Source organism: Streptomyces hirsutus (assembly GCF_001418415.1).
Taxonomy (GTDB): Bacteria; Actinomycetota; Actinomycetes; order Streptomycetales; family Streptomycetaceae; genus Streptomyces; species Streptomyces hirsutus.
In genome coordinates, this window is record NZ_LIQT01000522.1 from 1 (window position 1) to 3,796 (window position 3,796).

Genomic DNA, 3,796 nt, shown 5'->3' on the forward strand with positions numbered 1-3,796 from the left:
GGGAGGGGACGCGGTCCCTCCAGGCGTAGTAGCCCTGCCGTGACACACCCAGCAGCCGGGCCATCAGGGAGACGTCGTGGTGTGCCGTGTTCTCGTCAATCAGCCGGCAGCAGATCACCGGCTGGTCTCCCGGACGAAGAAAACCGTGGCCTTGCGGAGGATCTCCTTCTCCTCGCGCAACTGCTTCACCTCGCGGCGCAGCTGGGCGAGTTCCTCCTTCTCGTCGCTGGTCAAGCCGGGGCGTTCCCCGGTGTCCATCCGGTCCTGGTTGGCCCAGGTCCGGATGGTCTGGGCGGACGGCTCGAACTCCTTCGCCAGCTCCTCCGGCGACCGGCCGGCCCGGACCAGCTCGACTATCTGGCGACGGAACTCCGGCGGGTAGGCCGGACGCGTCCTTGGCACGATGAACTCCTCCTTGCGGGACCCAGTGTCCCAAAGCAAAAGGTTGTCCATCAAACCGGGGCAACTTCACCCCGCGGCTTGTCCGATTTCCCCCAGCCCAGGAAGTCGAATCGCACCACCGGCATCCGGCCTTCCAGGTGCGGGAGCAAGCGATCGTAGAGTCGGCTGCTGTCGGGAAAGCCGTGCATCAGAAGAACGGGAAGACCGACTCCCGGCGTGATGTCGGTGTGCAACCGGTACGGGCCGCGCGAGACGGCCGGCGCCTCGGCGGCTGGACCCATCGCTACCGCCTCCGTTGATCGCTGTGCCGAATTCCGTTCGCGGTCGCGGCGAGCGGGTCACCCCATAACAGCCCCGAGGAATCGCTGCGGGCGCCATTCCCAGGCTCGATGGGGTGGCCGACCCCCGTTCGGACTGTCTCGGCCCCGAAGCGGGAATCAGTCGACGGCCTTCAAGTCGCCCAATGCTTCGCCGAGATCGAGCTCGGTACGGCCTCGGGTCTGGAAGCCTTGCTCGAACAGCTCTGCCGCGCGACGCTGCGCTCCCTCACCCCGAACGAGCTGCTGGAACAGCGCAGCATCCGCGCGCACGTTGGCCGGAGTCGGCAGACTGATGGCGTTGATAGCCGTTTTGGCCGCGATCAGCGCATCACGAGGGAAGCCTCCCATGCGCGCGGCGATGCCGACGACGAACTCATCCAGCTCGGCATCGGGCACGGCGCGGTTGATCCATCCGTAGCGTTCGGCGAGTTCGGCGTCGAAGTCGGCCGACGTCAGTACGGCCTCGAGCGCACGGCCCCGGCCCATCAAACGAGTGAGGTGCTGGATGGCGCCCGCGCCGGGCGAGGTGCCGAATCCGACTTCGGGCTGGCTCAGGACGGCGTTCTCCCGGGAGGCGAAGCGCATGTCGCAGGCGAGGAGGAACTCGCTGCCCGCCCCTCGTGCTCGGCCGCGCAGCTTGGCGATGGTGACGGCCGGGATCTGGCTCAGCTTGTGGAACAGCATCCCGAGGGAGGCATCGCCCGGACCGCCGCCCTTCGCGGCTTCATCGGTGTATTCGGGCACTTTGGTCAAGTCGACGTGCGGGAAGAAGAAGTCGGGATCCGCGCTGTCGAAGACCACCACGCGGACAGAGCCCGGGTGCGAGAGCTCCTCGAGCAGTCCCACCAGGTCGCGCACGACCTCGGGACCGATGAGGTTGATCGGCGGGGCGTTGAAGGTGGCGGACAGGACGTTGCCGTCCAGCCTGGTGCTGATGGTGTCGTACGAGGCGGTCATGCCTCTTCCTCTCGGCGCGCATCACGGGCCGGGGTGACGATCCCGGCTGTGAGAGCTGGGAGCTGCCAGGTCCGTCTCCTGCCGCTCGGTGCCTGGTCACCGGGTGCGCAGGCAGGTGAGAAATCACAAAGTCTTGATCTGGCCGCCGTCGATGGTGAACTCGGCTCCCGTGATGTTTCCGGCGAGCGGGGAGGCGAGGAAGAGGGCCAGATCGGCGACTTCGTGAGCTTCGGTGACCCGTCCGGTGGAGATGCCCATGCTCTTCGGCACGACTACGTCCATGGCTTCCTGCGCGGTGGTGCCGGCCTGGGCCGCCGTGGCGTCGGCGAAGCCACCCGGGGCGGTCCAGAAGGGAGTGCGGACCGGTCCCGGGGCGATCGCGTTGACCCGGACGCCTCGCGGTGCGAACTCTTCGGACAGTGACTTGGTCAGGCTGGACAGTCCGGCCTTGGCCGCGGAGTAGTCCACGACCGCGGGGAAGGGCAGACGCGCGTTGATGGAGCTGATGTTGATGATGGAACCCCCGTCCGCGTCCAGCAGGTGAGGAAGCGCCGCGCGGCTGGCCCGGACTGCGCTGAACAGAGTCATGTTGAAGATGCGTTGCCACTCGGCTTCGTCGATGTCCAGGAAGCTCGGACGGGACGTCGCGGCACCCAGGTTGTTGACCAGGATGTCGACCTTGCCGTACTGGTCCACGGCAAGCCGGACCAGTGTGCCTGGTCCGTCTGCGGTGGACAGGTCGACCGGGACTGCGGTGACGCCGTACTTCTCGTGTAGTGCTTCGAGCTCAGGAGTGATACTCCGGCTGCCCGCGATGACGTGTGCGCCTTCACGGCCGAACGCGTCGGCGATGGCGAGGCCGATGCCCTTGCTCGCCCCGGTGACGACGGCGACCTTGTCCTTGATCTGGAGATCCATGACGGTCCTTCTCTGGGTTGGTCACCCCCTATCTCGAGGGTAGGCGGAACCGGAGCCACTGGCTCGGGCGAGCCTGCCCTGGCTGGATCGGGTCCGACGGGCCGTCGGCGGCTCGGTCTCGATCTTGCTCTCACAAAGCACCGTTGGTGCGAGGGCTCTGTCGTTCGCGAGCGGTCAGCACAGTTGGCGTAGTCCTGCGACAAGGAGCGCGACCAGTCGGCGTGCGTCGTAGCGGGGGCGCCGCCAGGATCATGACGCGGCCAGTCTGGCGCTGATCTCCCGGGTCTTCGCCGGGCACTCCGAGGGCCTGACGCGCGATGACGTTCTGGACAACATCACGCTCTACTGGCTGACGAACACGGCGATCTCCGCGGCCCGTCTCTACGCGGAGAACGAGCACCCCTTCTTCGCCGTCAAGGGTGTCTCCGTTCCGGTTGCCGTGAGCGTCTTTCCCGACGAGCTCTACGAGGCCCCGAGGAGCTGGGCGGAGCAGGCGTATCCCCGTCTCGTTCACTACAACAAGCTCGACAAGGGCGGGCACTTCGCGGCCTGGGAACAGCCGGACCTCTTTGTGAAAGAGGTCCGCGCAGGCTTCCGGTCACTCCGCTGACGACGGGTCTGTACAGTGACCGGCTCTGGCCTGCGTTCGGTGGTAACCGCCCGTCACGTCCGTCTGAGCCCGGATCTCACAGCTCATGGAGAAGGCGGCGGCTGCGTCCGGAGACTGGAGTCCCGCCTGGCAATCGCAAGCCCCCTCCGACCTGTGTGCTCCACCGTCAGCAACCATGGCCACGATGCGTCACCACTGAATATGGGCCAAAGCCTAAAAATTGACCCTGTCTCACTTTCGGTGGTGACCGAGTGTGTCCGTGGGCCGTCAGCATGACGTGCGAGATGTCAACGAGCTTGTGAACGTGGTGTTTTCGGGGCTGTCACCGCTGGTCATCGAGGGCGTGGCCGACGAGGCCGAGCTGATTCTGGTGTGGGCACGGACACCGCAGGACCCGGTGCCGTGACCGGGTTGCGGGGCGTCGTCCGTGTGCCGCTCGAAAGGTCATCGCCACAGGTCAGGCGGCGTATCTGTACTCGTTGACGAGGCCGCCGAGGATCCGGGTGCACAGCGGTCTGCGACTGCCGAGGTGGTGGGCCGCGGCAGGGTGTTCCTGAGCGTTGGGTGGTGGCTGGGGGCGGGCCTGGTG

The 3,796-nt window shown here is 66.6% G+C and carries 5 protein-coding genes; 1 reads left to right on the forward strand and 4 read right to left on the reverse strand.

The genetic code is table 11. The features are described 5' to 3' along the window. Positions 1-114: 114 nt before the first annotated feature. From AOK11_RS33070 to AOK11_RS33085, 4 genes are all read right to left on the reverse strand, one after another. Entirely contained in the window at positions 115-402 is a 288-nt protein-coding gene (locus AOK11_RS33070; protein ID WP_055597367.1) for an IS3 family transposase, read from the reverse strand. Between the two features lie 50 nt (positions 403-452). Then, a complete protein-coding gene (locus AOK11_RS33075) occupies positions 453-683 on the reverse strand; it encodes an alpha/beta fold hydrolase (protein WP_055597364.1) in 231 nt (76 codons plus the stop codon). A gap of 156 nt (positions 684-839) precedes the next feature. Beyond that, on the reverse strand, positions 840-1,679 hold the full coding sequence (locus AOK11_RS33080; protein ID WP_055597365.1) for an enoyl-CoA hydratase/isomerase family protein: 840 nt from the start codon (positions 1,677-1,679) through the stop codon (positions 840-842). 123 nt (positions 1,680-1,802) lie between these two features. Continuing rightward, the gene (locus tag AOK11_RS33085) at positions 1,803-2,597 is read right to left on the reverse strand and encodes an SDR family NAD(P)-dependent oxidoreductase (protein ID WP_055597366.1); all 795 of its coding nucleotides are present in this window, start codon (positions 2,595-2,597) and stop codon (positions 1,803-1,805) included. 439 nt (positions 2,598-3,036) lie between these two features. Here AOK11_RS33085 and AOK11_RS44170 point away from each other — a divergent pair, with 439 nt between their 5' ends. Beyond that, positions 3,037-3,207: a hypothetical protein gene (locus AOK11_RS44170; protein ID WP_206188976.1), complete on the forward strand. Its 171-nt coding sequence runs from the start codon at positions 3,037-3,039 to the stop codon at positions 3,205-3,207. The last annotated feature ends 589 nt before the right edge of the window (positions 3,208-3,796 follow it).

Coding starts and splice junctions, on each gene's coding strand:
- AOK11_RS33075 (WP_055597364.1), bottom strand. CDS start 683: ATGGGTCCAGCCGCCGAGGCGCCGGCCGTCTCGCGCGGCCCGTACCGG.
- AOK11_RS33080 (WP_055597365.1), bottom strand. CDS start 1,679: ATGACCGCCTCGTACGACACCATCAGCACCAGGCTGGACGGCAACGTC.
- AOK11_RS33085 (WP_055597366.1), bottom strand. CDS start 2,597: ATGGATCTCCAGATCAAGGACAAGGTCGCCGTCGTCACCGGGGCGAGC.